General features: G+C 41.7%; 15 protein-coding genes and 1 pseudogene. 10 read left to right on the top strand and 6 right to left on the bottom strand.

Going from position 1 to position 23774, the window contains the following annotated elements; all coding sequences use genetic code 11:
- Positions 1–202: 202 nt before the first annotated feature.
- Together lpxK and JWG45_RS13965 are read right to left on the bottom strand one after the other, a co-directional pair.
- Positions 203–1234, bottom strand: coding sequence for a tetraacyldisaccharide 4'-kinase (gene lpxK / locus JWG45_RS13960; RefSeq protein WP_205280310.1), 1032 nt, complete (start codon positions 1232–1234; stop codon positions 203–205).
- Positions 1235–1251: 17 nt separating this feature from the next.
- Positions 1252–3147 (bottom strand): ABC transporter ATP-binding protein, encoded by a 1896-nt coding sequence (locus tag JWG45_RS13965; RefSeq protein WP_205280311.1) that lies wholly within the window; start codon positions 3145–3147, stop codon positions 1252–1254.
- Here JWG45_RS13965 and JWG45_RS13970 point away from each other — a divergent pair.
- Positions 3147–4706, top strand: coding sequence for an ABC transporter substrate-binding protein (locus tag JWG45_RS13970; RefSeq protein ID WP_205280312.1), 1560 nt, complete (start codon positions 3147–3149; stop codon positions 4704–4706). The genes JWG45_RS13965 and JWG45_RS13970 overlap by 1 nt on opposite strands.
- Here the strand turns inward: JWG45_RS13970 and JWG45_RS13975 are convergent.
- Together JWG45_RS13975 and JWG45_RS13980 are read right to left on the bottom strand one after the other, a co-directional pair.
- Complete coding sequence (locus JWG45_RS13975) at positions 4684–7122, bottom strand: transglycosylase domain-containing protein (RefSeq protein WP_205280313.1); 2439 nt, start codon at positions 7120–7122, stop codon at positions 4684–4686. The two genes, JWG45_RS13970 and JWG45_RS13975, sit on opposite strands and share 23 nt — an antisense overlap.
- Before the next feature lie 761 nt (positions 7123–7883).
- Positions 7884–9740, bottom strand: a complete 1857-nt coding sequence (locus tag JWG45_RS13980) for an OmpA family protein (RefSeq protein ID WP_205280314.1) — start codon at positions 9738–9740, stop codon at positions 7884–7886.
- A gap of 110 nt (positions 9741–9850) precedes the next feature.
- On the opposite strand from JWG45_RS13980, the gene JWG45_RS13985 reads away from it, so the two are divergent.
- The 3 genes and pseudogenes from JWG45_RS13985 (at position 9851) to JWG45_RS13995 (ending at position 14895) form a co-directional block, all read left to right on the top strand.
- Positions 9851–11485 (top strand): ABC-F family ATPase, encoded by a 1635-nt coding sequence (locus JWG45_RS13985; RefSeq protein ID WP_205280315.1) that lies wholly within the window; start codon positions 9851–9853, stop codon positions 11483–11485.
- 495 nt (positions 11486–11980) lie between these two features.
- A complete protein-coding gene (locus JWG45_RS22235) occupies positions 11981–14221 on the top strand; it encodes an adenylate/guanylate cyclase domain-containing protein (protein ID WP_232380693.1) in 2241 nt (746 codons plus the stop codon).
- Positions 14222–14540: 319 nt separating this feature from the next.
- Positions 14541–14895 (top strand): annotated as a pseudogene (locus tag JWG45_RS13995) (LA_3696 family protein).
- Here the strand turns inward: JWG45_RS13995 and rdgB are convergent.
- Positions 14892–15494 (bottom strand): RdgB/HAM1 family non-canonical purine NTP pyrophosphatase, encoded by a 603-nt coding sequence (gene rdgB, locus JWG45_RS14000; protein WP_205280316.1) that lies wholly within the window; start codon positions 15492–15494, stop codon positions 14892–14894. The pseudogene JWG45_RS13995 and the gene rdgB sit on opposite strands and share 4 nt — an antisense overlap.
- A gap of 8 nt (positions 15495–15502) precedes the next feature.
- Positions 15503–15841 (bottom strand): STAS domain-containing protein, encoded by a 339-nt coding sequence (locus JWG45_RS14005; protein ID WP_069606120.1) that lies wholly within the window; start codon positions 15839–15841, stop codon positions 15503–15505.
- Between the two features lie 347 nt (positions 15842–16188).
- Between JWG45_RS14005 and JWG45_RS14010 the strand changes: the two genes are divergently transcribed.
- From JWG45_RS14010 to JWG45_RS14035, 6 genes are all read left to right on the top strand, one after another.
- Positions 16189–17298, top strand: coding sequence for a catalase family protein (locus JWG45_RS14010; protein WP_205280317.1), 1110 nt, complete (start codon positions 16189–16191; stop codon positions 17296–17298).
- A 27-nt stretch (positions 17299–17325) separates the two neighbouring features.
- Positions 17326–18210 carry a hypothetical protein gene (locus tag JWG45_RS14015; protein WP_232380694.1) on the top strand — a complete coding sequence of 295 codons (885 nt, stop codon included), beginning with the start codon at positions 17326–17328 and terminating at the stop codon, positions 18208–18210.
- 69 nt (positions 18211–18279) lie between these two features.
- Positions 18280–19248, top strand: coding sequence for a class I SAM-dependent methyltransferase (locus JWG45_RS14020; RefSeq protein ID WP_205280318.1), 969 nt, complete (start codon positions 18280–18282; stop codon positions 19246–19248).
- On the top strand, positions 19245–21572 hold the full coding sequence (locus JWG45_RS14025) for an FAD-binding oxidoreductase (RefSeq protein ID WP_205280319.1): 2328 nt from the start codon (positions 19245–19247) through the stop codon (positions 21570–21572). Before JWG45_RS14020 ends, JWG45_RS14025 begins: the two co-directional genes overlap by 4 nt.
- Before the next feature lie 147 nt (positions 21573–21719).
- Positions 21720–22649, top strand: coding sequence for an MBL fold metallo-hydrolase (locus tag JWG45_RS14030; RefSeq protein WP_408611635.1), 930 nt, complete (start codon positions 21720–21722; stop codon positions 22647–22649).
- A gap of 35 nt (positions 22650–22684) precedes the next feature.
- A complete protein-coding gene (locus JWG45_RS14035) occupies positions 22685–23761 on the top strand; it encodes an SDR family oxidoreductase (RefSeq protein WP_205280321.1) in 1077 nt (358 codons plus the stop codon).
- Positions 23762–23774 lie beyond the last annotated feature (13 nt).

The raw sequence follows: 23774 nt of genomic DNA on the forward strand, positions 1-23774 counted from the left end.
TCGATTTAAAGTTTTAGAAATTAAATTAGAAAGAAAAAAATTTCTTATTGGAGAAAGGAATCCGTTTTCAAGGACTTCAAATTTGTAATAAAAACAAAAATCTATAAGTTGCAAAGCGGCTCGAAATTCTTTTTTAAAAAACGAAAGGAAACGAAGAAGTCTTAAAGAGAATCCTCAAGAAATACGTTTTTGGAAAAGAACCTTAAACGATTTGATTCTTAAGGGAAGAAACGAGTTTCTCCTCTTTATCCAATTTACTTTCTAAGATAAGAATTTTTAGATTCTCCGGCGGTTCCGAAATTTTTACCAAATCTTTTTCGGTACAGATTACAAAGTCGTAAGCCTTTGAGATCGACATTAGTTCGTTTTCGTCTTCCATCGTATAAGAATGATGATCTCGAAAAGATCTCGTCGACAATTCGACGGGATGAAAACTTCGAATCATCGAAAAGAACACCTCGGGATTTCCGATCGCGGTGAACGCATAAACTTTTTTTCCATATAAAAGTTTTGTGGAATCCAATTTTAAATTCGGCGATAGGAGTTTGTCCGGTTCCAAGGAAAATCGCAGGATTCCTTTTGAGAATTTTTTCTGCAAATTCTGAATCACACGTTCGACCGAAGGTTCGTATTTTGAAAACACGATCCAATCCGCTCTGGAAAGCGCTGAGAACGGCTCTCTCAGATTTCCGGCGGGAATTAAAAATCTATCGGTATGAATTTTGCTCGAATCCAAAAGGACGATGTCCATATCTCTTTCCAAAACGTGATGTTGAAAGCCGTCGTCCAAAATGACGATCGTATCTTCCTGAATTCCCAATTCTTCTCTAAAACGAAGATAAGAAGCGTAACGATCTCGACCGATCCAAACCTCCGCAAACGGGAGATGTTTTTTTAAAAGTATAGGTTCGTCCCCCGCTTCTCTAGGGCTGGATTGTTGTGTGACTCTGAGCCCGTTTTTTGTTTCCGTAGAACCGTAACCTCTGGAAAGGAGAATGATTTTTTTCGCCGGAAACTCCCTGTGAATCATTTTGGCGAGAAGGATGGAGAAAGGGGTTTTGCCGGTGCCGCCCATGGAAAGATTTCCGACGCTGATTACGAAGGCTCCGGGAAGTTTTTTCTTGGTTGCGAATTTTTGATCGAGTAAAAACAGTCCTCGATAAACAAAGGAAAGGGCGTAGAAAAGTGGAAAAAAAACTAATTGGAGCAATGAAAAAACGGTAAAAGACTTCATGAGTAAATTAGAATTTTCTAAACTTCTGCATTATCCGCCGTTTCGGCGAATTGAATGTCGTAGAGTTTTTTGTATTTTCCGTCCAATTGGATCAGTTCGGAATGAGTTCCGGATTCTACGATTCTTCCGTCCTCCATCGCGAAGATTCGGTTTGCAATCTGGACCGTGGAAAGTCTATGCGCGATGATGATTACGGTTCTATTTTTATAAAGGGATTCTAAGGCCTGTTGAACGAGTCTTTCCGATTCCGTATCGAGAGCCGAAGTCGCTTCGTCCAAGATGAGAATTTCCGGATTGAGAAGAAGGGCCCTCGCGATCGCGATTCTTTGTCTTTGACCGCCCGAAAGCATCACACCTCTTTCACCCACGATCGTTTCAAAACCTTCCTCGAATGAAAGAATGAATTCCATCGCAAAGGCTTGTTCGCACGCGGAATGGAGTTGTTCGTCGGTAACACCTTGATTTCCGTAACAGATGTTTTCTCGAATCGTTCCGTTAAAAAGAAAAACCTGCTGTGCAACGATTCCGATTCTTTTTCTAAGATTGCTCAGATCCAGTTCCCGGATATCGATATCGTCCAAATAGATCTCGCCTTCCTGCGGATCAATGAGTCGAGGAACAAGATCGACTAACGTGGATTTCCCGGCGCCCGAAGCTCCTACAAGGGCGATCGTTTCTCCTTTCGGAATGTCGAGATTGATTTCTTGGATCGCAGGATTTTTGGAACCCGGATATCTAAACGTAACGTTGTTAAATCGGATTCCTTTTACCATCTTCTTTAAGAATTTAGGTTGTTCCGGATTCTTAACATCCGTTTCCTGATCCAGAAGTTCGAAAACCCTTTCACCCGCGGAGATCGCGCTCTGAATCGAATTGGAAAGCATACTCATCTGTTTGAACGGTCTCATCAAGAAGATCAACGTTAGGAAAAACGCCATAAACATCCCTCTGGAGAATGTTCCGTCTTCCATGAGATAAGCGCCGAAACTCAGAAAGATCACCGCGACGATCGAGCTAAACAATTCGGTTAAAGAAGGTCCGATCTGGTGATAGAAGTGTCCTTGAAATGTTTTGTCCGAAAGATCTTGATTGAGTTCCCGGAATCGATCGGCTTCGGCCTTTTCCATAGAGAAGGCGCGAATCACACGAATCCCGGAAATCACTTCTTGAAGATGTCCGTTTAACGAAGAAAGACGTTCCTGTTGATTTCGAGTCGCCCTTCGAATTTTATCCGCAAACGCGGAAACCGGTCCCATAACAAGGGGAACGATGATAAAAACGGCCAAAAACATTTTCCAACTCAGATAGAGAAGAAGAAGTAAATGTGTGATGATATAGAAAAAATCGATGATCGCGTCTTTGAGATCGGAGCTGATCAGTTTACCGAGAACTTCCACGTCGTTGATGATTCTACTCATCAAGATCCCGGTTTTTTCCTGCACAAAATGATTCAGAGGAAGCGTCTGGGCCTTTGCATAAAGCTCCGCCCTGAGATCTCGAATCGCCAAATAACCCGCAGAATTGATACAATAGACGGCGGCGGCCAAGAAGATCAATTTGAGAAGATAAACCGGAAAAACGATAAAACAAAAAAGTAAAACGAGTTCGTCATGACTCATTGTTTTCAGAGAAGAATTGAGTTTGATCTTCCACTGAGCGAGTTTGAGTTCGATGGATTCAACGCTCGAAAAAGAATCTTTTTCTTCGTAACGTTGGATGAGGGCTTTGTCTTTTTTTGTAAGGGAAATTTCAAAACTCGTCTTTTCTCCGGTTCCCAAAGAATCGAAGATCGGAATCAAAGAGGTGAGAGACGCCCCGTTTAAAACCGAAACGAGAAAAGAAAGTACGACCCCGGAAATTAATCTGTATTTGTACTTGAAGGAATACTTTAGGAGCCGTTTATAGATGTTCATTGGACAGGTTTAGTCTTTTGAATACTTCTCTACCCTTTTTTGCAGGAATCCTTGTTTTGTCCTTTCTTTTTTCCGGTTGTAATTCGCGGGAAGAAGATCCGGAAGAATTGATTCTTTCCATTCCTTCGGATCCGATCAGCTTGGATCCTTTGTTTTCGACGGATTTGTCTTCGAGAACTCTCGGCAAATTCTTATATCCGTTTTTATTTCAAAAAACTTCGGATGGAAAAGAAGGTTATCAACTCGTGGAGTCCTTTCAGTTAAAAGGTTCCGGAGAACTTCGTTCCCTTCGACTCAAGCTCCGTCTTCATCACCTAACGAATGGAGAAGAATTAAGAGCGCATCAGGTCAAAGAATCTTTGGATCGACTCGTAAACACTCCCGGCCCGAGGCGAAGTCAATATTCTTTTTTGAAAGAGACGAAAGTGATCGGCGAAAAAGAGATCGAGTTGAAAATCTCAGGGGGACTCAGACAAGCCGTTGACGCTCTTTCCTTGCCTCCTTCCGCGATCGTTTGTTGTAAACAAAACGAAACCGATCCTCTCGAAGCCGAGTCCTTTGAAACATTAGAGAAAAATAATATTTCTCCCGTTCCAAAAGCGGGACGTTATTTTTTAAAAGAATGGAAAAAGAACAATTACGTTCTATTGGAAAAAAATCCTTTCTTCCAGGGGAATCTTCCCAAGAAAATCCGTTTGAGAATTCTAACTTCGTCTTCCACGGGAGTTTTTTTATTTTCCAAGGGAAGAATGGATCTGATGCGTCTCCCCAATTTTCTACTCAAAAATCCGAATCTAAAAAAAGAGAATTTGTTTTTTAGAAAAGGATCGGGGGTTCAATACATCGCGATTCAATCCAAGGATTCCTGTTTTGATCTGGATTTTAGAAAGGCAATCAATACCGCGATTGATTCGAATCTTGTGATTCAAAAATTACTCGAAGGAAATGCGGATCCAACCTTCGCTTCCGTTCCGCCGGGAACAATTTCTGAAACGATGAAAAAGGAAATCCTAAATAAGAATCCCGAGATCGATACGATCTCGAGTCATAAAAAAAATCTCGCGATCGAATATCTCAAGCGGTCTTCTTGTTACCCGAAAATTTTAGAGAGAGAAATCGATTTTAGAATGCGAGGCGACGAGGAAAATAGCGCGAACGGATTGGCCTTGGTAGGATTTCTCAAAGAGATCGGTTTAAAGATCAAGATTCGTCCTATGGAAAAAGCGATTCTTTATAAGGAGAACGCGGAAGGCAAAGGAGATTTAACGTTGCTTTTCTGGTATGCCGATCTTCCGGGTGCATGGAACTTTATTGATCCCTTATTTTCCGGAAAGGACAAAGGCAACGGAGGTAACCGCGCTCACTACGAAAATCCTGAGATGGAAGTTTTACTTTCGAAAACGAGGAAATCCGATTCTCTACATTTAGAATCGGAAACCTCCACGGCGCTTCAGATTCTTTTGAGAGAATATCCTTGGGTTTATCTCTGGTCTCCGTATGAAACGTTTCTCATTTCCGAAAAAGCAAAACGATATTCTAATTTGGTGGAATTTCTTTAACTTCCGGAAGTTCGAGTTCCACGGAATCTTCGTCTCCGTCTTCAGACTGTGGCGGAGCATTTTTTCGATCTCCTATAACCGGAGAATTTTCCTGCGTATTCGTTTCCGTTGTTACGTTAGTCACATCGGAAGGAGGTCCGGGTTGTTCTCCGATGTAATAGTATTGTCCGTAGAGAGGATGAGCACAAGGAACGGAAGAATGAAGAAGCGAACCCGTATCTCCACAGACGTCGACCTTCACAAAATCACCGTTAAACGGTTTGATCAAAGTTTCGGAAAAGCCTATGTTGCTCGCTATATAATTCACGTAACGAAACCAGATATTTCCGCTGATCGCAGAACCGGAACCTTCAAAAGGTGCTCCAATGTCGTTTCCGATCCAGACCGTTGTGACCAAGTCCGGATTGACTCCCGCAAACCAAGCGTCCCTAACTCCCTTCCTAGATCCCCATTTTTTCCGGGCTTCTTTCGGGGATTGAACCGTTCCCGTTTTTCCGCCCATCGGAAAAGAATTTTCCTCTTTGAGTCTGAGTTTCATCGTTCCCTGTTCGCTTAACACCGCTTCTAAAAGATTCATCGTTTCCGCACAAGCTACCGGATCCAAAATTTGAATCGCTTCTTCAGGGCCTTTGAGCGGGGCTGAAAACATTTCACTTCCTTCAAAATCCGTGATTCTTAAAATTTGAATCGGTGTGACTTTTTTACCGCCGTTGGCTATCGTCGCGTAGATAAGAGCGAGTTCCATCGGAGACAATTCTCCTGACCCGAGCGCCAAGGAAAGATTCGGCTGGAATCTTTTTTCCAAGGTCGCCTTATCGATATCCAGAATCATAGAGACCTTTTCCAAGAAATCCCCAACTCCGAATTCGTTTAACAATTTTACCGCGACCGTATTGATGGATTGAGCGAACGCAACTCTCGCGGTGATCTCTCCTTTATAACCCTTATACCAATTTTTCGGAGAATATCCTCTGATATTGATTTCCTCGTCCACAACTTTGGAGGAAGGAGTAATGATTCGATTTTCGAAAGCGATCGCATAAACGAGTGCTTTGATCGTGGAACCCGGTTGTCTTAGGGCGGAGACCGCCCGATTGAGGCGGAATATATTCGAAATCTTGTAACTACCCACCATAGCTTCTATATAACCGTTACTCGGATTGATCGAAATGAGAGAGCCGTTCATGTTGTCGATAATGGATTGTTGTGTTCGTGCCTCATCCGAGTTGTTCTTTTTTTGATACGCGGCTTTGGTTTCGGTTAATTTTTTTCGGACGGACTCGATTCCCTCTCTGAGCGATTTTTCAGCGGCGTCCTGTTTCTCGTAGTCCAGAGTCGTGTAGACGTTCATTCCTCTTGTTTCGATATCGATTTCGGAGAAAGTGTCGAGAATATGCTGGCGGATTCCGTAGTTAAAATCGGGAGCGAGGTTGACCGTAAAGTCCTTGTCGAATCCGTATCTCGCGATATCGGAAGAATAGAATTCTTTTTCTCCGTCTTTTGTGATTTCGACTTTATAGATTGCTTTAAACTTTTTGAGATTCGATTCTATAAGTCTTGAAAAATCCTTCCCTACTTTGGATGGATTTGGATTCAAATGTGCGTTATCCGCCATTGGAACCAAAACCAACTTCTGTCTTTTTAAAGCGGTCTTGAGACTTCGAACCGGATTGTAATTGGAGGGGGCTGGAATGATTCCTACGAGCATGGCTGCTTCTTCCGGGGTCAGTTCGGAAGCGGCCTTGTTAAAATAGTAACGGCTGGCTTCTTCTACGCCCGTGTTTCCTTCTCCGAGAAAAATTCGGTTGAGATACATCGCAAGAATCGTGTTCTTATCGAATTGGCTTTCCAGATAAAAGGTACAGTAGAATTCCGTAATTTTATTAAAGATGTTTCTCGCACCAAGATCCAGGGTGAGTTTTGCAAGCTGTTGTGTAATCGTCGAACCTCCCTGTTTTTGAAACGTAGTAAGGTTAATGATCAGAGCTCTGATAAGGGCCGCGTAGTTGATTCCGTGGTGATTGTAAAATTCTCGGTCTTCGGATGAAAGAAGAGCCCAGACGATGTTTCCATGCTCTGCGAGATTGTCTGTGCGGATCGGTTTGAACTTTCTCCTGGAAAATTCTCCGATCATCTTTCCGTTTCGATCTAAAATTCGAATGGGACGGATCTGGCTGATTTCATAGTAATTGGTGACTTCATTCTTAAATTTGTCGAGATTGGAAACGACTTCGTCTTTTTTTGTCAACCAGACGACGTAAGAACCGCCGATCAAAAAGGAGCCGACGGAGAGGCTGAGAATCGCGCCGTATCTTAGAATTTGTTTCCAATGTGCCTTTGAAAAGAGGAAGAGATTTTGAAACCCTTTTTTTAGGGAATGTAAAACAGAGAGTAGTTTCTCGTTACCAGATGCCATCGTTTCCTCTTTATCTCTATTGATCTCAGAGAAAGACAATAGAAATCGCAAAATCCTTGTAAAGTATTAGAATTCTTTCGGGCGAGTTTCTGGGAAACTGCGGTGAAGGAGATTCTTGAAATTTGTCAATTGAATTTTGAAAAGACGGTTTTGTCGGAATTCCGACGGAGTTGTTTTTCGGGGAGGATTGTTTTTTTGTAATCTCAAGTTTTGCGGGAACTCCCCGAAAATTCGCGACTTCTTCTGAAACGTGAAAATGGGTCGGAACTCCGAAGAATTTTACGGATTCGCCTGAAACAAACGGAAGCGGAATCTTAGAAAATTTCTAAATCGTTAGGAGTTCCTACATCTTTTTCTAAAGAGGAAAATGAATTCTTAGATAGAAATAATTTGGAAAAAAAATGAGTCCGGGAATTCCCCGAAAATTCGCGACTTCTTCTGAAACGTGAAAATGGGTCGGAACTCCGAAGAATTTTACAGATTCGCCTGAAACAAATGGAAGAGAAGAATTTCGGAATGATCCCGATTTGGAAGTTGAGGAATGGGCCTGAAAGCAACGATAACGTTTTTATGGGAAAATTAGGAGTTCCAACGGTGTTTCGAAATTCGAACAATGAATCTTTCTTTGAACGTTCGGTAAACTAGCATGGATTCCTTAAGAAATAATTTGGAAAGAAAAGGGTGTAGGAACTCCCCAAAAAAAACTTTTTTAAAAGAGAATTTCCTTCGAAAGAAAAATTAATGTGGGAACTCACACCCTTTCACTTCTTTTTCAAAATCGTAAAGTTCACTCTTCGGTTCTTGCGGCGTCCTTCATCCGAATCGTTTTTATGCAAAGGGACTTCGTCGCCTAAACCGCGAGTCTGAATTCTTCCCGAAGGAATCGAATGCTTTTTGGAAAGATATTCCGCGACGGCTAACGCGCGTTTTTCGGAAAGAAGAAGATTGTCTTTTTTTTTGCCCACATTATCCGTATGTCCTTCGATCTGAATTTCGATTTCCGGATTCTCCTTCACGATCTCGGCGAGTCTGTCCAGTTCCGGAAAGGATTCTTGAGCGATTTGAAAACTCTTTGTTTCGAAGAATAAGTTATTGATTTGAATCGTTCCTCGTTCTCGGATCGGAGGCAATTGTAGGACGACTTCCACGTTTTCCGGAATTTTTTTCTTGGAGCTCAAATTTAGATTTTGGGAAACGGGAAGATATCCTTTCTTTTGAGCGTAAAAGCCGTAATTCTCTCCGAAAGGGAGGACGATCGAAAAGTTTCCGTTGGAAGGATCGCTTTTTGCGCTTCCAATCTTCTCATGAGACTTTAAGGATTCGTAATGTATATCGGCCGAGAGAGGGTTCCCGTCGGTGTCTACGACTTTCCCGTTGATGACAACGACCTTATCGGGGCGCATCTCTTTTGGGAGATACGCCATAAACAACTGTCCTTCTTTGCTGATATAAGCCCAGTCGCTGTTTGCGGGAATCGAAAAGAAATTCACACCTTTTAGATTTTCAGAAACTTCGGTCGGTTTGGTCCATTGGTCCCATCCTTCTCCGATTCTTTTTGTCATATAAATGGAAAGTCCTTTCTGTCCGTCGCTGGAAAAGTAAAGAGTCCGGTCGTCGCTCGCAAGGAAAGGGGCCATCTCTTCGTGTTCGGAATTAATCACTTCCCCCAAATTTATTCCCAGAGGAAAGGTTCCATCGGGCGACATTTTGCTTACATAAAGATCCAGTTTTCCCTTTGCGTCTTTGTGTTGGGAGGAATAGATCAAAATTCTTCCCGAAGAAGAAAGTGTAGAGCCGCCGAAAACTTCCTGGCTCGAATCGTTTTTCTTTCTATAAAGATTATAAAAATCAGGAAATTTTAATATACTCGGTTTCGACCAGGAATCCTTTTCTTTAAAACTTTTATACAAAGGAACTCTTCTTGTGATTTGTCTCGACTTCTCGTCGTATTCGTTTCTGAGTTCTTCGATTTTTTTTCTGTATTCGTTTGAGTTTTTGGAAGAGCGCGCGGCCGCTTCTCCTTTGGATTCGAATTCTTTACCGAGTTCGTCCAACAATTCTTTTTCACCAAACGTCCCGAAGACGAATAATTCGTTTCCACCGGGAAGTGCGGAGATCACAGCGGAAGGCATCTCGTTGTTCAGAGGAGAACCCATTTCTTTCCCGTCTTCCCAAAATCCTCTTTCGTCCAGTTTGGAATACCAGATCTTCTGAGTTCCGGACTTTCCCCGTTTGATATAAGCGGTCCAGAAAAGATGTTTTCCATCGGGAGAAGCGTTCGGATTGAACGCGAAGATATTATGATTTACATAGTCCGGAATTTTTTTGATCGTCCAAGGTTTGATCTCGCCCGCGTTGAGAAAGGGATAGATTTCGTATCGAATCGGATTGCAGGTGGAACCCTTCATGTTGCAAAGAATCCGAACGGTTTTGTCGTTGAGTTTGGAAAGTTCGGCTGTAATTTCGTTCGATTCGATCGGAATGAATGCATTCTCCGTGCTCAATAATTTTCCAAACTGTAGAATCTTTCCCGTAAAGATTTTATCTTCAGCCTGAAGACCCGTCAGAAAGGGAAAACTTAGGATCAAAGGAAGAATGGATCGAAGTTTTGAACGCATACATTCTATTCTTCGGTAGAATTTCAAAACTTCTTAATTCTCCTTTTTCTTGGCAAAAAACCCTACCTTGAAAATCATGGTCATGATTCTCCCCTAGCAGGTATTCTCAGATGATCAGCACTTCCGGATTAACCCTAAACTTTGGTAAAAAAATTCTTTTTGAGAACGTCACGGTTAAATTTAAGGAAAACTGCCGCTACGGATTGATCGGCGCAAACGGATCCGGTAAATCTACCTTTATGAAAATTCTCGCGGGCTTGGAACAAGCCGCCAACGGCGCGGTTTCCATTGATGCCGGAGTCAAAGTTGGATATTTAAAACAGGATCATTACGAGTTTGAAAATGAAACCGTACTCAATACCGTCATTATGGGGAATAAGGATCTCTGGGAAGTTTCTAAGGAAAGAGACGAAATTTATTCTAAGCCAGAGATGTCCGACGAAGACGGAATGAGAGTTTCGGAACTCGAAGAAAAATACGGAGAACTCGGTGGTTACGAAGCGGAAAGCACCGCGGGAGAACTTCTGGAAGGTTTGGGAATTCCCACTTCAAGTCATACACAAACACTTTCTTTTTTGACCGGTGGTTTTAAACTCCGTGTCTTATTGGCCCAGGTTTTATTTCAAAAACCGGAAGTCCTTCTTTTGGACGAACCTACCAACCACTTGGATATCAAGACCATTCACTGGCTGGAAGAATTCTTAATCAACTATCGCGGTGTCGTCATCGTGATTTCCCACGACCGTCACTTTATCAATTCGATCGCAACTCATATAGCGGATTTAGATTATCAATCTCTTACGATTTATCCGGGAAATTACGACGAATATATGGAAGCTTCGACGATGGCTCGTGAAAGACTTCTAGACGAGAACAAACGGAAGAAGGAAAAGATCGCGGAGCTTCAAGAATTCGTCACACGTTTTAGCGCGAACGCGAGTAAGTCGAAACAGGCGACTTCCAGACAAAAGCAGATTGAAAAGATCAAACTCGACGACGTAAAACCTTCTTCTCGGGTTTCTCCTTACATTCGTTTTAAAATCAAAAAACCTTTGGGTAAGGATGTGATTCTCGCGGAGAATATTTCCAAAACCTATGACAGACCTATTTTTAAGGATTTTACGACCAATATCACCAAAGGTGAAAAGATCGCGATCATCGGAACCAACGGAGTGGGGAAGACCACACTTCTAAAAACTCTGATGAAACAACTCGAACCCGATACTGGAAAAGTTGTCATCGGAGATTCGGTCACCGCTTCCATCTTTCCACAGGATCACAGAGAAGGAATCGTGGAAGACGCGGATACGATCGTGGAATGGCTCTATCGTTATGCGGATCCGGGAACGGAGATGGAAGAGATTCGCGCCATTTTGGGAAGAATGTTGTTCAGCGGTGATATGGCCAAAAAACCTACGAGCGTCCTTTCCGGAGGGGAAAAATCACGGATCATCATCGGAAGAATGATTATGACAGGCGACAATCTTCTCGCGCTCGACGAACCTACGAACCACTTGGATTTGGAGACGATCGAAGCTCTGAACTACGCGTTATCCGTCTTTGAAGGAACCGTAATTTTCGTATCCCACGACCGTGAATTCGTGTCTTCTCTCGCAACGAGAGTGATCGAAGTTTCCACGGAAGGAATTCGGGACTTCAAAGGAAGTTACGAGGACTTCCTTGAAAGAGAAGGTGCGGAATTTTACAAACGTTTGTCGGGCGGTCCCGTTCTCGCAGAAACCTGAAATTTCTTTTAAACTTGTTCTTCTCGATTCAATTTTTGAAATCTAAGAATCGGGAACAAAACGGAGCCTATTTCGAAACGTCGGAATAGGCTTTTTTTATTCTTCTAAATTCGAATTCGTTTTCAATAAGTCCGTCTTAACGTCCTTCGCAGTTGTATACTTATAAGTATTAATGCGACATGGAATCCGTTCAATCTCATTTATAAATACAGTCGCTTTCAATTGGAAATTAATTTACGATTCGTTAAAGATAAAAAGGAAAGAAAAATTCTCAAGAATTCGTTGATAGAAGCTTATTCGAAACAGACGTCCTTTCTTTTTATATGATTAAACTCATTTATAAATGCAGTCGCTTTTGTAGGAAATTTTATCTACAATTCTAAAAAGATAAAAGGAAAAGATGATCTTAAAAAATCCGTTGGTATGAGTTTACTCGAACCCGCTCTCCTAGACTTTTTATCGGATTTGCTAAAAAATTGGAATAAGAATGAAATCATGAACTCGAATCAACTGATCTTAAATGAAAACGCAGAACGTCCCGATTTTTTATCTTCGAAAACGGAATCAAACGAACGGAGAATCTATCCTTTTTCATCGAAACTAGTCTTTAAATTTTTACTTTCTTTTTTTACTTTAACTATCTTAACGATTTCGTCTTCCGCCTTAGATGCACAAGTACAACTCGGAACGTTGAGGATGAATCATCCGTCTCAAGATTATTCGATGAACGGCCGTTGGTATTTTCAGCCTTTAGACAACGCCGTATATTCCAAACCGGACTATTTCCACACGCACTGGAATTTTTTTGAGGTAGCGAGTAGCTGGCATTTGGAGGGATATCATTACGACGGCGTGGGTTGGTTTCGGATGAGTTTTCTTCTCTCGCCGGAATACGAAGGTAAGAATCTCGCGGTGATGATTCCTTATATCGAAAACGCACATGAATTTTTTCTCAACGGACATCTGATCGGAAAAAAGGGGGAGATCGCGGAAAGCGGCGATCTTCTCGTATCCGATACGAGAAACGACGTTTATACGATCGATTCCTCTCTAGTAAAGATAGGAGTTCCGAACGTAATCTCGGTAAGAATCAGAAGCGCCGGAGGTTTAGGGGGTTTTGCGTTGACCGATTTTTATATCGGCTTGGAGCAGAATATTCGAAAAAGATTCAATCTCCATTTGATTTGGGCCTCGATTCTATTCGGACTTTTTACGTTTAGCGGCCTTTATCATATCCTCTTTTATTCCGTAAGAAAGACCGAAAAACATTATCTCTATTTCGGAATTCTTTGTCTGCTCGCAGGAATACAAACGTTAGGATACAGGACGATTACTTATTGGTTTTATAACGATGCGTGGTTAAATCAATTTTTGAACGGAACGGGCATCATTCTTTTTTCCGCTTTTATGATTCTGTTCTTTCATAATTTTTTTAGATCCGACCTTTCGATTCTTTCCAAAATTTTTATCACTTTTACGTCCTTAATCTACGTTTGTTTTATTCTTTCTTATATTCCTATCCTTTCCGGGGAAAGCGAATATTCTTTCATAGGATTTTTCTGGAGAAAGATATTACCGCTTTCCATCGTTAATATCTTTTTTTCCCTCTTATACGGCTTTTATCAAACGATTCGAAATCTAAATAAGAATCGATATGAAAGCAAGGTTATGCTTGCGGGCTTTTTTGTCCTTCTTCTCAGTCTGCTTCACGGTTTCTTTTCCTATATGGGTTATATAAATCAGAATTCGTTTATGGAATTCGGATTTTTGTTATTTATTTTCTCCATCGCGTTTTCTCTTTCGATCGGATTTTCGCAGATTCATTCAAAAACCGAAACTCTGAACGAACAATTGTATAATAAGAATGAAGAATTAACAAAACTTTATACCTCTTACGCTCGTTTTGTCCCGAAGGAATTCTTACATAATCTAGGAAAACATTCCATACTAGAAGTGAGCCTAGGCGATCAGATAGAAAAGGAAATGTCCGTTATGTTCTCCGACATACGCTCGTTTACTGAACTTTCCGAAAAAATGACTCCGGAAGAAAACTTCAACTTTCTAAATTCTTATTTGAAAAGAATGAACCCGATCATTCAGTCTCATTCCGGTTATATCGATAAATATCTCGGGGACGGAATTATGGCCTTGTTTCAGGAAAGTCCAGAAAACGCAGTGGATGCGGCGATTGAAATGCAGAATTATCTGATTACCTATAACGAACATCGTGTTAAATCCAATTACAGACCAATCACGATCGGAATCGGGATCCATTACGGAAAGATGATGTTGGGTACGATCGGGAGCGACGAAAGAATGGAAGGAACTGTCATTTCCGATGCGGTCAACGTTTCTTCTAGAATCGAAGGTTTAACCAAAATGTACGGTTCTAAGATCATCATCAGCGAACAAACGATGTACAGACTGCCGGACCCTGATAAATACAATTATCGTTTGTTGGATACGATCACCGTAAAAGGAAAAAGCGATCATCTTTGTGTTTATGAAATCATCGACGGCACGGAAGCGAGTGTTTTAGAATTGAAATTATATACGAAACCGATCTTTGAAAAAGCCGTATTGGAATACATGAAACAAAACTATCAGAGTTGTATCGACTATATGAAAAAAGTACAGGAGATCAATTTAAATGATAGAGCCACTCACTTATATATTCTTAGATGTGAACAGGCAATGGATCAAGGAGCGCGGCATGTTTGGAACAACGCCGTATAAGGATTCTGCTCATTTTTAAAAAACTTGTAATTTCGAAACTCGGAACTACAATTCAAGAATTTTTATTTTTATGATTCCATAGATGGATCTATTTACTTTATAAATCGATTTGAATTTTTACACTTCTTTCTTTGTCTGGAATGAAAATTGATTTCTTTTCTATGGATGGAGAGATCGACTTTTTTTTATTGAAATTTTTCTTTTCTAAACTTCAAAAAAAAATCAAAAAACAGAATGTTCTTAAGCCGCTCTGGAACCGTATTATACAGGAAGAAAAAATATTCTTACCCGAATTTATTTTTTGGAGCAATCTATGTATATGTCAGCAATGGTTCCAAAGGTTCCAAACGATCGGGTGAAGTTTTAGGTCGGGAAGATACGGTGGAATTTGTGGATTTCCTAAACCATTCCTTTGGAGAAATTCAAACGAATACGATCGAAATTGCTACCGATCGATTTGAGCGTCGTCTCACGGTGGAAACAAATCATATTCGTTTGGAAATATCAGGTCTTCGATCCGAGTTTTGGGACTCAGAGCGGATTTTACCGACCGTCGCTCGGAGATGAAATTGGGAATTGCGGAGATTCACAAGATGATCGCGACGCGGACCAGGCGGATCCTTGGAGCGGTTGTCGGATTGACCGGACTATTTTCGATTATCGTAAAATTCTAATTCGATCCGTTCTGACCGGTTTTTAAAAAAGAAAGGAGCCCGTTTAGGGCTTCTTTTCTATGCGAGACCTGATTTTTTTCTGAATCGGAAATCTGAGAAAAAGGTTTTTGAAACAGAGGAAAGATAAAAACGGGATCATATCCGAATCCGTATTTTCCGATCGTGTCGTATTCTTCCGCAATCGTTCCTTCACACTTTCCTTCAAAGGTTCTTTCCGTTTTTTCGTCCACGAACGCGATGACACATTCGTAGTTCGCCTTCCGATTCGGGTTTCCTTTCAATCTTTCCAAAAGGAGAAGCGCTCTCCCTTTATCATCCAATCCTTCGCCTCCAAATCTTGCGGAGTAAACTCCAGGCGCGCCGTCGAGCGCGGCGACACAAATTCCGGAATCATCGGCGATGGAAGGAAGTTGGGTAAGTCGAAATAATTCCCTGGCTTTGAGAAGGGCGTTTTCGGAAAAGGTGGAACCGGTTTCCTCCACGTTGAAAGAAACGTTCAAATCCTTGGGTGTGAGAATCTGAACGCCCAACTCTCCAAGAATCGAACCGACTTCCTTTACTTTATGCGAGTTGTTTGTGGCGAGAGCGAGTTGCTTCAAAGAACGAATTAACGATTTAGCTTGAATTCGTCAAAAGCGTCTTCAATGTTCGGGACCACTTTGAAAACTTTATCCAACATCGTAATTTCAAAAAGTTGCAAAAGGTCTTCGTCGTTTACTACGATGATGATATCACCTTCCGCGCTTTTGAATTTCTTTTTATAGGAGACAATGATGCCTAACGCGGTAGAGCAGATATGACTTACTTCCGTAAGATCGATGATGATCTTCGGACTCGGGTCGAAATTGTGTTCACTCAGGTTTCGGTCTAATTCTTCACTATCGGATTGAAGAATCGATCCGGCAATTTTGATGATGTGAATATCGTCTTGTACGGTTATTTCCATGGGTGTCCCGTTACTTCTGTGGCTGTTTGATTTCGCTTTTTCAACTAAAAAACAGAACCGGAACGGGATTTTTGACGCGTTTTTTTACAATTCCACCGATTTCTATGTCACTTGAAGAAGAATCGGCCCTTTCCCACTTCCACTGGTTCGTTCTTTTCATTTTTTTAATCGCATTCTCCATCCGACCCCGTAACCTCCGGAGAATCTAAAAAACTTCCCGGTCTTTTGAAAGAATCGAATCCGAATTTTTCGAAAGTTCAAAGAACGTCCTTTCAAAATAAAAAGAGAAGAATTTCTCGAAATCTATGATTCTATCCTCGGGACAATTCAGTCGGTCGGAGTAAAGGATGTTAAAGAAGATCGGATTTATAACAGTTGGAATTTTATTCTTACTTGTTTTGTTATTTTGGGTTGGGCAAGGGCCCAGGGTTGCGATTCCGAAAGATACACAACCGGGAGCGGAGTTCGTCTTTCCAGATGAAGAAAATACCACTCGAGAAACGCTCGAGCTTTTGATTTCTTCTTTGAAAGAAAAATATCCACAAGGTTCGGAAGCGAAAAGAGACGCTCATCCGTTCGCCCACGGTTGTGTAAAAGGTGCTTTTTCCGTTTCCTCGGCAATTCCGGAAGAATTCAAAGTTGGTATATTCAATTCTTCTAAAACGTATCCGGTTTGGATCCGATTCTCGAACGGTTCGATCACGAAGAAGCCGGACTTTGAAGGAGACATTCGCGGAATGGGAATCAAATTGATGGGAGTGGAAGGGCCTAAACTGGCCGAAGATGAAAAAAGGACACAAGACTTTCTTTTGATCAATCACCCGGTGCTTCCCGCCGGAGCCCCCGATGAATATCTTTCCTTGTTCAAAGCCGCGTTCGCCAAAAAACCGATGTCTTATTTTTTCGGAGGTTTGCCTTGGAATTGGAAGCTCACGGCCCTGAAAGAATCGGTTTCGATCCGAGGAAAAAAGATTCCGGACGTTTTGGAAATTCGTTATTGGAGTACAACTCCCTATCGGTTGGGAAAAGAATCGGTCGCGGTAAAATATTCCGCGAAACCGTGTGAAATCAAGGAACTCAAAGCGCCGGATTCTCCCGCCGAAAATTATCTTCGGCAAACGATGATTTCTCATTTAAAAGAGAAGTCCGCTTGTTTCGAATTTATGATTCAAAAACAAGGAGATCCGATTTCAATGCCGGTGGAAGATCCCGCGGTTCACTGGAACGAAACCGATTCTCCTTTTGTTTCTGTCGCCAAAATCGAAATTCCGATTCAAGAATTTGCCACAGTCGAACAGGATCGATTCTGCGAAAATCTTTCCCTAAATCCTTGGCACAGTTTACGGGAACATCGTCCGTTAGGCGGAATCAATCGTGTGAGAAAACTCGCCTATGAAACGATCTCGAAATACAGAAGAGATCAAAACGGAGTGACACCGATCGAGCCTACGAAGTGATTTTATTCGAGGGAGTTTAAAAATTCTATGAAAACACGATCTTATCGAACTCTTACTTTTGTTAACTCTTTGATTTTTAAGAATGAAGTTCGGTTTCACAAAACGATTCTTTTTTTATCCGTCTTCTTTCTGACCGGTTCTTTGTTTTCTCAGACCCAGGGAGGTTATTACAATCTGGTTTATTCTAAGATGGGCGTAATCGGTTCGATCGAGTTCAACGGAATGCCGATTGTTTCAGAATCCCAAACGGACGACGTAAGCGGACAGATCGATCTGAACGTCTGGATTCTTCCCGGTGTGAATAAAATCAAAGTCAAAGGTCTGAAAAAAAGGAAGGAAGACGAGATGGGTCCTCGTATCAAGGCGGTTCTTTATCTGGGTCAAAAGGGACAATTCCCGGATGAAGGCCAAAAGATCGCGGGTTACGAATGGGAGGAAGGAAAAGAAACAGAAGTAAAACTTCCTTTGGAAGAAGAGATCAGCTTTACTCCTGCGGAAATTCCCCCTTCCGAACTCTGGAAGATCGCCGAAGAAATTCAGCTGAATGCGGAAGATAAGGTTAAAATCCAAAAACTCATTACAGATCTTTACAACGGCTTTCAAAAAAAAGATGAAAAGAAACTTCTTCAGCTGATGGAGTTCCGAACCAAGGAATTCGCAAGGGCGAGATACTATCCTCTTGATGACGAGGTAAAGGATCTTAAAAAAGGAGTTCGAAGTATTTTGAAAAGTGTCGGGGGGAAACTCGATAAGCTGGAACTTGGCGATCTTCAATATCAGTTGATCGGCGATAAAAAAGTTGTTTCCATACTTACAAAGGCGGGAAAGAATCCGATCGAAAGTAAGAAGATCGGATTTTCCGTACCGATCTTCTTGTCAAAAATTCAGGGAGAATGGGTGATTTCACGTTAGTAAAACGATCCTTCGCGATTTCAAAATTAGAATTGTGTAAATGATTTAGATCTTTCAGTCTGGCGGACGATGAAAGATCTAAATCGAAAGCAGTTTCTAAAATCATTTTTCCACTTATTTCTAAGCGGTCTCAGCTTGGATCTTCTTTCTAAGGATAAGAACGGAAATTTTCTTTCTTTGGATGAAAATTCCAATTTCAAAAAAGTCTATTTGGATCCGAAACTTAGGGATGATTTTTTTCTATTTCTCAAAAACGTATATCATCTTTATCCGGAAGAACATTTTCATAAACTTATATTCGAACTTTCTAAATCGAAACGAAACGATCGTGAAATCTACGATGCGATTCTCGCCGAAATTCCTCAGATCAAACCGTTTGCCGGAATTCTGACTTACGCTCTTCCGGCTCTCAAAAAACAAAAGCTAGAAATTTCGAAAGAGGTGGTTGAAATTCTCGGTGAAGGAAGCCGTTATCACGGTTATCTTGAAATCGGAACCACGGGAAGATACGTAAAAGGTCTCAAAAAGAAAATTCAGATCGAAGGAGAGGTTTTTATTCTGAACGATCAAGAACCCAAGTTCAATCCCGAAGATTTGGTGGAAAGGGGACAAATTTCGAAGGCGGGAAAATTCGTTTCTTTGGGAGACTACGATCCGATTCCGGTAAACTCAATTGGAAACGAAAGTTTGGATTTGGTCACGAATTTTATCGGATTTCATCATTCTCCGTCCCATCGTTTGGACGGATTTATCGAGTCGATTGCTCGCGTCCTGAAACCCGGCGGAAAACTCGTATTGAGGGATCACGACGTAAATTCCAAGGAACTGAAATCTATCGTCTCTTTGGCTCACGATGTGTATAACGCAGGTTTGGAAATACCTTGGAAAGAAACTTCGACTCAGATTCGAAATTTCACTTCCGTCGCCGAGATCGAAGAACGATGTAGTCGATTCGGTTTGAAACCTTTGAGCAAATATATTTTGCAGAAAGGAGATCCTACTAAAAATACTCTGATGGCTTTTGTGAGACTCGCATGAAAAAATTGATCCTTCTCCTTTTTGTCTTTGTAAATTCTGCCTTCGCAAATCCTACGATCGTCAACGACGTGACTCAGATCAATCCGATCGCAGTCGATCAGGTTGTCGCTCCTACGAACATCGGAGAAATTCAGGATTTGGTCCAAAAACATCCGGGACCGATTTCGATCGGAGGAGGAAGATTTTCTATGGGCGGTCAGATCGCTACCGAAAATGCGTTGTTCATCGATACCAGAGAATTTAATCGGATTCTTTCTTTCGATCCAAAGACAAGATTGATCACTGTCGAACCAGGGATCACTTGGAGAAAACTTCAAGAAGCGATCGACCCTTTCGATCTTTCGGTTCAAATCAAACAAACCTATTCGAACTTTACGGTCGGCGGTTCATTGAGCGTAAACGCCCACGGAAGATACGTCGGTTACGGACCGATCATCTTATCTACTCGATCCATCAAAGTAGTTTTGAGCGACGGTAAGGTCGTTACCGCAAGTCCGAAAGAAAATTCCGAAATCTTCTACGGTTGTATCGGGGGATACGGCGGCCTTGGTGTGATCGTCGAAGTCACTTTGGAGCTGACTGAAAATAAAAGAGTAAAACGATTCGTAAAAAAACTGCCGATCACCGATTACAAAAAATTCTTCTTTGAGAATGTGAGAAACGATCCAAAGGCTCAGTTTCACAACGGAGATATTTATCCTCCCGCTTATGAAAACGTAAATGCAGTTACTTGGGTGGAAACCGAAGAGCCGGTCACGGTTCAGGATAAGATCGTTCCTATCAAAGAAAGTTATTGGTTGGAGAATCTGATCTATTTTTGGTTAACCGAACTTCCTTACGGAAAAGAGTTGAGAGAAGCGGTTCTCGATCCTTTGTACTATCGCAAAGATAGAATCGTCTGGAGAAACTATGAGGCCAGCTACGACGTTCAAGAATTGGAACCGCCTACTCGGAGAATCAGCACATACGTATTACAAGAGTATTTTGTTCCGGTGGAGAAGTTCGACGAATTCTATCCTTTGATGCGGAGCATCCTTCAAAAACACGACGCGAACGTGATGAACATCTCGATACGTCATGCGAAACAGGACTCCGGTTCCTATTTGGCTTGGGGAAAAAAAGAGGTCTTTTCGTTCGTGGTCTATTACAAACAAAGGGTTTATGAAAGCGCAAAGAAGGAAGTTGGAATCTGGACCAGGGAATTGATCGACGCCGTGGTGAGCGTAGGCGGCGCTTACTATCTTCCTTATCAATTGCATGCGACGGTTTCTCAGTTTGAAAAGGCGTATCCAAATTCGGAACGTTTTTTCGCTCTCAAGAGAAAGTTGGATCCTCGGTATAAATTTAGAAATAAACTCTGGGACAAATATTATTTTCACAATCCGGACGACCGAAAGATCCGCCAAGAACTGGATTCTTTAAACGACTATATTCGAAACGAAGACCAGACTTTTTTAACTCTTCCCGAATGGTATATCGTTTTTAGTTCGGATGAATATGCGGATTTTCTAAAACGCTCCCCGCCGAGTGCGTTTCCTTACTTCGGAAGTATAGCTCAGTTCTGGAAAATCTACGGACGTGTGATCGGAAAAACCTGGAGTTCTTACGAATTCAACTGGGGTTATCATCTGATGATCAACGTGATAGGCGTCAGTTATTCCGCCGAACTTCTGATCAAAGGTTTGTATGAAAATTCGATCGGAAGAATTACTGAAGTTTTCTCGGGAAACAAGGCGCCTAACGCGGAAATGAAAGTGGAAGCGTATATGCAAAAAGTCGCAAAGGAATATACCGATTTTGTTCGATTACGTCCTTGGTACGAATATCCGTTCTATTCGAAGTTCAAGGAATTCTGGCAAATCGAGGACGGAGAAAATACGAGTTGGGTTCGAAGATGCGAAAGAAGGATTTTCTTTTCCACCGAACTTCTTGCAAAAGCGATTTACGGAAAGTTAATCGGAATCGGGACGGAAGGTGTTTACGCGCCGGAAACCTTTGAAATCAAAGCATGGGCCAAAGAAAATGGCAAGAGTAAAATTATTTCTATTCCGAGATACGAGGCGTTTACGCAAGCGGTTCCCGAACTTATCGCAAAAAATAATTCTTTTGTCGAAATTGCGGGGAATCGTCAGATTCTTTTGACACTTCGTGTTCCGGCTGACGTTGATTTTAAGAACTCCGGAACGATCCTTTACGAATGGGAAATTCTTACAGTTCCAAATCGGAAACGTGTCGCTCTGATCGCACCCGTTCTAAAACTTCATGAAATTCTAATCAACGCCGATAAGAACGGATACCAACTGGATCATATTTTCGATTATTGAGTCGTAAGGGAGGCTTAATCATTTTTGAATTTTTTCTTATAAACGATTTTGGTTCCCAAAAAAATCGTTTTCTAAGATTTTTTCTTTCTGATTTTTAAAAGACGGTTTTTAAATTGACCTTGCTCGTTTCGATTTAATAAAAATTCTATGAGTATGAAATATATATTTAGAGTTTCGTTTCTTTTCTTATTCCTTTCCTGTTCGGTGACTTCTCATCAATCCCAGTTGGTTCGGCAAGGTAAGCCGTTCTCTTTGCAAGACTTAAAACCGGAACCGAAGGGGCCGATCGTTTTTCAAAAATTCGCCGCTGCGGATTGGGAAGTGGAGCGCGCCGGTTTGATCAACTTGGACGATCCAAAAGCGGTAGCTTTAAAAAAAGGAATGGAACCGATTCAAATTTATTTTTATGTAATAGATCACCCGAAATTCGGAAGATACGTGATTGATACGGGTATATCCAAAATTTTCAGAAAGGATCCGAAGGAATGGCCCGTATCGGCGATCGTTGCTTCGGCAATGAACACGTCGGCTCTGAAAATCAAGATCACGGCGGACGAGTGGCTCAAAAAAGATCCTAAAAAAATCGAAGGAATCTTTTTAACTCACATGCACCTCGACCATATTTTGGGGACAACCGACTTTGATCCCGGTCTTCCGATTTTTATCGGACCTAAGGAAGCGACCGGAAAACGTTTTATCAACGCGTTTGTTCAAGGTACGACTGACGATATTTTAGGAAAGAATCCGAAACTTTCAGAACTCGTATTCGAAAAGTCGGAAAATTCTCCGGGCGTTCTCGACTTTTTCGGAGATCAGTCATTTTTGATCTTTCACCTCGAAGGGCATACTCGGGGAAGCCTTGCGTTTCTTGTAAAAAGCTCCTCCGGCCCTCAACTTCTTTTAGGGGATTCTTGTCATACGAGTTGGGGTTGGGAAAACGAGGTTCCACCCGGAGAATTTACCGAAAATCAGGACAAAAATGGAGAAGCTCTTTCTTTTTTAAAAAGGATCGCTTCTAGATTTTCGGGAATCAAAGTTCATCCTGGACATCAAAGTGTATCAGAAAAATCTAATTAAAATTTTTATTGTGGATTCATTTTGGGAGAACTTTTATGAAAGTAATCGATCGTAATAAACCGGTCCTCGTTACCGGAGGAGCCGGTTATATCGCGTCTTGGGTGATTCAATATTTATTGGAAGACGGACTTACGGTCAGGGCAACGGTAAGAGACAAGAGCGATTCAAAAAAGATTTCCCATCTGATCAAGCTTGGAGAACGTTTTCCCGGAAAATTAGAATTCTTTGAAGCGGATCTTCTTAAAGAAGGTTCTTTTCTGAATGCTATTCAGGAAAAGGGTGGAGTAGAATTGATCATTCATACCGCTTCTCCATTTTTTATAGACGGGGTAAAAGATCCTCAGAAAGAACTCGTGGAGCCTGCGCTCTTCGGAACCAAGAACGTTCTTTTATCAGCAAATCAAAGCTCGTCCGTAAAGCGGATCGTTCTAACCTCGAGTGTAGCGGCTGTGATGGGAGACAATATTGACGCCGCAAATCATCCGGATCATCGTCTTTCGGAAGCGGATTGGAATTCCACGAGTAGTCTTTCTCATCAGCCTTATCCGTATTCTAAAACTCTAGCGGAAAGAGAAGCTTGGAAGATTGCTGAGTCGCAGACTCGATGGGATTTAGTGACGATCAATCCTTCCTTTGTGATGGGGCCTTCGCTTTCGGAAAGAGCCGACGGAACGAGCGTAAATTTTATGTTATCGATGATAAACGGTAAGTTTGCTCCCGGTGTTCCGGATATGACGATCGGTTTTGTCGATGTAAGAGACGTTGCACGCGCTCATATCTTAGCCGGTTTTACACCTTCTGCAAGCGGAAGACATATCGTTTCTTCGGAGACATTGAAATTTTTGGACGTTGCGAGAAAAATTCGGGAAAAATTCGGAAACCGTTTTCCGATTCCAAAAAACGCTCTTCCGAAACTCGTGACCTATTTAATCGGACCGTTTTTCGGACTTTCCTGGCGGTATATTTCGCGTAACGTAGGAATTACCTTTGCCCTAGATCATTCTTACAGTAAAAAGGATTTAGGACTTACCTATCGACCGATTTCGGAGACTTTTGCAGAACACATTCAACAAATTGTTGCATCTAAGATGTTGTCCAAAGAGAAAGATTAAGAGCTTGTTCCAA

Origin of the sequence: Leptospira ainlahdjerensis, assembly GCF_016919175.1 — a bacterium.
In the GTDB taxonomy this organism is placed as follows: domain Bacteria; phylum Spirochaetota; class Leptospiria; order Leptospirales; family Leptospiraceae; genus Leptospira; species Leptospira ainlahdjerensis.

Coding starts and splice junctions, on each gene's coding strand:
- JWG45_RS14020 (WP_205280318.1), top strand. CDS start 18,280: ATGAAAGATCTAAATCGAAAGCAGTTTCTAAAATCATTTTTCCACTTA.
- JWG45_RS13975 (WP_205280313.1), bottom strand. CDS start 7,122: ATGGCATCTGGTAACGAGAAACTACTCTCTGTTTTACATTCCCTAAAA.
- lpxK (WP_205280310.1), bottom strand. CDS start 1,234: ATGAAGTCTTTTACCGTTTTTTCATTGCTCCAATTAGTTTTTTTTCCA.
- JWG45_RS14005 (WP_069606120.1), bottom strand. CDS start 15,841: ATGGAAATAACCGTACAAGACGATATTCACATCATCAAAATTGCCGGA.
- JWG45_RS14010 (WP_205280317.1), top strand. CDS start 16,189: ATGTTAAAGAAGATCGGATTTATAACAGTTGGAATTTTATTCTTACTT.
- JWG45_RS13985 (WP_205280315.1), top strand. CDS start 9,851: ATGATCAGCACTTCCGGATTAACCCTAAACTTTGGTAAAAAAATTCTT.
- JWG45_RS14035 (WP_205280321.1), top strand. CDS start 22,685: ATGAAAGTAATCGATCGTAATAAACCGGTCCTCGTTACCGGAGGAGCC.
- JWG45_RS14025 (WP_205280319.1), top strand. CDS start 19,245: ATGAAAAAATTGATCCTTCTCCTTTTTGTCTTTGTAAATTCTGCCTTC.
- JWG45_RS14030 (WP_408611635.1), top strand. CDS start 21,720: ATGAGTATGAAATATATATTTAGAGTTTCGTTTCTTTTCTTATTCCTT.
- JWG45_RS22235 (WP_232380693.1), top strand. CDS start 11,981: ATGAACTCGAATCAACTGATCTTAAATGAAAACGCAGAACGTCCCGAT.
- JWG45_RS13980 (WP_205280314.1), bottom strand. CDS start 9,740: ATGCGTTCAAAACTTCGATCCATTCTTCCTTTGATCCTAAGTTTTCCC.
- JWG45_RS14015 (WP_232380694.1), top strand. CDS start 17,326: ATGAAAACACGATCTTATCGAACTCTTACTTTTGTTAACTCTTTGATT.
- JWG45_RS13965 (WP_205280311.1), bottom strand. CDS start 3,147: ATGAACATCTATAAACGGCTCCTAAAGTATTCCTTCAAGTACAAATAC.